The organism is Xanthomonas sp. SHU 166 (genome assembly GCF_000364685.1).
GTDB classification, from domain to species: Bacteria; Pseudomonadota; Gammaproteobacteria; order Xanthomonadales; family Xanthomonadaceae; genus Xanthomonas_A; species Xanthomonas_A sontii.
Genome location: NZ_AQOJ01000943.1, coordinates 1 through 4123, shown reverse-complemented (window position 1 = coordinate 4123; position 4123 = coordinate 1). Strand labels below are relative to the sequence as shown.

Genomic DNA, 4123 nt, shown 5'->3' with positions numbered 1-4123 from the left:
GGCGGGGCGCGGCGCGGCGGTCTTCCTGGCGGCCTTCTTCGCCACCGGCGCCTTGCCCGCCGCCTGCGTGGCACGGCCGCCGCGCAGATGCCGCAGTTCGCCATTGAGCGCGTCCACGCGCTCGATCAGCGCACCCAGGTCCTCGCGGCTGGGCACTTCCAGGCGGCGCAGGGCGCGCTGCACGCGATCCTCGAATACCTTCTCCAGGCGGTCCCAGGTGTCGGCGGCGCGCTCGCGGGCCTGGCCGACCCGGTTCTCCACCGCATCGCGCACCGCGTCGACGCCGCCGCCGGCCAGCTTGCGCGTGCTCTGCTCCAGGCTCAGGCCTTCCTTCACCAGGGTCTCGAACAGCTTGCCGCCCTCGGCCTGCGCACGGCCGAACGCGCCAACCCCGGCCAGCCAGACCTGCTGCGCCGATTCGCCCAGGCGCTTGGACAGCTTTTCCGCCTGCGCCTGCAGGGTGTCGTCGGCAGCGGCGGTGCTGCGCTTCTTGCGGGCGGACTTCTTCAGAGTGGCCATGACGGTGCGGTTCCTTCGGCGGGTGAGTGGCGGGGTTCGAGACTCGGGACTGTGACTAGAGTAATCACACCAGCGCGCGCAGGACGTGCGCGGGGAGCGATAGCGACGTCGGCCGGCGCTGCACGCTACGCCTCCGGCGAACGGCGGGTGCGGCGCCTGGCGCGGCGGCCGGCGATGACCTGGTCGACGTCGTCCAGCGCACGCCGCAGCCGCGCGGTGGTCTCGGTCATGCGCCGCGGCTGCACGTCCACGCCATCGAGGAAGGTGCGCTTGCGGTCGTTGAGGATATCGTGGCGCAGCGCGATGCCGTGCGCGGCCAGCAGCGGCTCCAGCGTCTGCGCGTTGCGGCGCAGGTCCGACAGGGTATTGCGATAGGCGAGCTGGCACACGCGGTGGCGCGCGGCGTAGCTGAAGAGATTGGTGAAGAACAGCTCGCCGTTGTCGGCGTTGGGCTCGAACACCAGTTGATCCACCTGCGGATACTGCCGCGCGTACTTCTCCAGCCCCACCTGCATGCGCGATTGCAGCAGGGTGCGGAAGGTCTGCGACAGCACCGCCGGCAGGCCGCCGGCGAGCAGCCGCGCGCGGTCGATGTGGCCATTGCGGCGCGGCGCGTGGGTGGCGTCGTAGGGCACCAGCGGGTTGATCCCGATCATCAGGTCGATGCCGCGCTCCAGCAAGGTGGAGGCATGCATGGTGCGGCGCAGCGCGCCGTCCACGTAATGGTGGCCGTCGATCTGCACCGGCGGATACAGCCCCGGCAGCGCCGCGCTGGCCTGGATCGCCAGCGAGATCGGCACGTGGTCCATGCCCGGCTCGCCGAAGCGCACCGCACGGCCGCTGTCCAGGTCCACCGCGACCACGAACAGATTGGCGTCGAGGTCGCGGAAATCGTTGCTGCGGCCGCGGCGGCTGAACACGTCCTGCAGGAAACGCTCGACCCCGGCGTTGTCGAACAGGCCGCTGGGCACCAGTCCGCCGAAGCGGGTGATCAGGTCCGACCAGCGGGTCTTGCGCGGTTCGGTGAGCAGGTCGTGCCACCAGCCGTAGGCCAGCCCCGGCAGGGTCGCGGCACGGCGCAGATACTCGTAGACGTTGGGCCGCAGGAAGTCTTCCGGGCGGAACCGCGCATCGTCGCTGTTGCCGGTGACGAAGATCCGGCAGATCTCGGCACTGCTGATGCGGTTGGCCAGCCCGGCGGTCAGGAACGCACCGGAGCTGACGCCCACGTAGCAATCCAGGCGGGTCAGGTCCAGTCCGTCCAGTGCCTCGTCCAGGGCGCGCAGCGCGCCGAGGCCATACATGCCGCCGATCGGCCCGCCGCCGGCGATGGCCAGGCCGATGCGGCCGTTGGAATGAGGACGGGGCGAGGCGCTGTGGAGGGAAAGCATGCGCGGTCCGCAGGAGGCAGTGGCGCGAGTGTAGCCGAGCGCCGTGACGCTTGCGGTCGTGCCGGGCTGCGACCATCATCGGCGCCCATGGCGCGCAGCACTCCCGTCCTGGAACGACTCGGCCGCCGCCTGGCGTGGCACCAGGCGCTGCACGACCCCGTGCGCGAACCGCGCAATGCGCTGCGCTGGCTGCAGGAACTGCGGCGCTGGCAATCGGAGCGGCTGGAGCGCAGCTTCGAGCATTTCCTGGAGGATCCGCAACGGCGTCCGGCGGCGATGTTCTTCCTGACCGACGTCTATGGCGACCGCGACTTCAGCCGCCGCGATGCCGATATCGTCAAGGTGTTGCCGATGATGCAGCGGCTGATGCCGGCGTCGCTGCTGGACACGGTCGCCGACGGCATCGAGCTGGGTGCGCTGACCCACGCCCTGGACCTGCGCATGGCCGAGGCGCTGCAGGACCTGGCGCCGCGGCGCAAGCGCCTGGACGAGGCGTTGTATGCCGAAGCCTATCGGCAGACCGGGCTACCCCGGCTGCGCCAGCGCCAGATCGACCTGATCGCCCGCGTCGGCCTGGGCCTGGCCAAGGCGGTACATACGCCGGGCGTACGCATGCTGCTGCGCTTCGCCCGAGGCCCGGCCAAGGCGGCGGGGCTGTCTGAACTGCAGGGGTTTCTGGAGCGGGGTTTCGACGCGTTCTCCAAGCTGGGCGATGCCGAGGGGTTCATCGGCGATATCGAGACTACCGAGCGCGCCGTGTCGGAACGATTGTTCGCGGGCGATCCGGATCCGTTTGCGTTGGAGTGAGTCAGCGGTCGGACCCTCACCCCAACCCCTCTCCCGACGGGAGAGGGGCTTTGGCTGCTCCCTTCTCCCCTCGGGACCATGGCCCCCTTTTGCGGGGGAAGGTGCCCCGAAGGGGCGGATGAGGGTACGAGCGAAGCCTCGTATCGCCAGATCGTTGCAGGCGCTGTGCGCCCCGGACCCTCACCCCAACCCCTCTCCCGACGGGAGAGGGGCTTTGGCTGCTCCCTTCTCCCCTCGGGACCATGGCCCCCTTTTGCGGGGGAAGGTGCCCCGAAGGGGCGGATGAGGGTACGGGCGAAGCCTCGTGCAACTGATTGCGTCAGCGCTTGGTACCGCACCCTCACCCCAACCCCTCTCCCGAGGGGAGAGGGGCTCGATGCACTGATCAGCCCAGCTTTTCCGCCAGCACCCGCCGAATCTCGCTTTCCACCGTGCCCTTCATCGCCGACAGCAGGAAGCCCAGTTCGGCAGTCACGTGCACCTGCTTGGGCAGCAGCTCGATGCGTCCGTCCACGCCCGAGCGCGAGAACAGCAGGGCATCGCCATCCCAGTGCGATTCCAGGTCGAAGCGCTCGGACAGTTTCTTGGCGGCGGTTTCGATGGCCTTGCGGGCCTGTGCGGGGGTCTTGTCGTGGTCGTGGCGGATGTCGATGCTGGACATGCTGGCTCCTGTGCGGGCGGGTGCCCGCGTGAACGATCAGGCATTGTGCGTATGCGCGGTGCATTGTCCAGCGCGCGCGCTTCTGCACTCGCAGGCAACCTGCTAGGCTGCCCGCCGTGCACGATCTGCAAGTCCATTTCAGCAACCGCCAACATCCCGACCGGCCCCTGCGCGCGGGCGTGCATCGCATCGTGCGGCTGGCCTCCGGCCAGGTCAGCGTAGTCGACGACACCCAGGGCGCGTTGCTGCTGGCGCAGTTCTGCCTGGACCGGCGCGGCCTGTGGCTGCAGGTCGCCAACGGCAGCCGCGGCATCCACGTCAACGGCCGCCCGGTGCGGCGCATGGCCCTGCTGCGCGCCGGCGACGCGGTCTACGCCGACGGCGTGGAGATGGTGGTGCAGGGCAAGTGCGAGCCGCTGCAGCGCCTGCCTGAGGTCAGCGAGGCCGAGCACGACGATCCGCGCCTGGTGCTGCGTGGCGTCGGCGGTCCGCACCATGGCCGCAGTTTCACCGTGGACCGGGTGCGCAGCATCGGCCGCCTGCGCGAGTGCGACATCCGCATCGACGATCCGGCCTGCGCCGAGCAGCACGCGCGCCTGGAACGGCATGGCGAGCGGGTGCTGCTGCGCGGCTTCGGTGAGGCGCAGACCCAGGTCAATGGCGTCGCCGTGCGCAGCTGCTGGCTGCAGCCCGGCGACCAGGTGGTGTTCGATGCCCAGCACCGCTTCGTGCTGGAAGTTCCGCA

At 70.0% G+C, this 4123-nt stretch carries 5 protein-coding genes; 2 read left to right on the top strand and 3 right to left on the bottom strand.

Features of this window, described 5'->3' with window-relative positions; all coding sequences use genetic code 11:
- Positions 1-519: phasin family protein (locus D180_RS21170; protein ID WP_017914342.1), on the bottom strand; the 519-nt coding region annotated here is incomplete at its 3' end.
- Between the two features lie 125 nt (positions 520-644).
- The gene (locus D180_RS21165; protein WP_017914341.1) at positions 645-1910 is read right to left on the bottom strand and encodes a patatin-like phospholipase family protein; all 1266 of its coding nucleotides are present in this window, start codon (positions 1908-1910) and stop codon (positions 645-647) included.
- An 87-nt stretch (positions 1911-1997) separates the two neighbouring features.
- Between D180_RS21165 and D180_RS21160 the strand changes: the two genes are divergently transcribed.
- Positions 1998-2717 carry a hypothetical protein gene (locus D180_RS21160; protein ID WP_017914340.1) on the top strand — a complete coding sequence of 240 codons (720 nt, stop codon included), beginning with the start codon at positions 1998-2000 and terminating at the stop codon, positions 2715-2717.
- A gap of 385 nt (positions 2718-3102) precedes the next feature.
- On the opposite strand, the gene D180_RS21155 is transcribed toward D180_RS21160, so the two are convergent.
- On the bottom strand, positions 3103-3378 hold the full coding sequence (locus D180_RS21155; protein ID WP_017914339.1) for a polyhydroxyalkanoic acid system family protein: 276 nt from the start codon (positions 3376-3378) through the stop codon (positions 3103-3105).
- A 116-nt stretch (positions 3379-3494) separates the two neighbouring features.
- On the opposite strand from D180_RS21155, the gene D180_RS21150 reads away from it, so the two are divergent.
- Positions 3495-4123, top strand: a 629-nt coding sequence (locus D180_RS21150) for an FHA domain-containing protein (RefSeq protein WP_017914338.1), incomplete at its 3' end; no start/stop codon positions are given.

Excerpts from the sequence above, each read along its gene's own strand:
- D180_RS21155 (WP_017914339.1), bottom strand. The coding sequence starts at position 3,378 with ATGTCCAGCATCGACATCCGCCACGACCACGACAAGACCCCCGCACAG.
- D180_RS21165 (WP_017914341.1), bottom strand. The coding sequence starts at position 1,910 with ATGCTTTCCCTCCACAGCGCCTCGCCCCGTCCTCATTCCAACGGCCGC.
- D180_RS21160 (WP_017914340.1), top strand. The coding sequence starts at position 1,998 with ATGGCGCGCAGCACTCCCGTCCTGGAACGACTCGGCCGCCGCCTGGCG.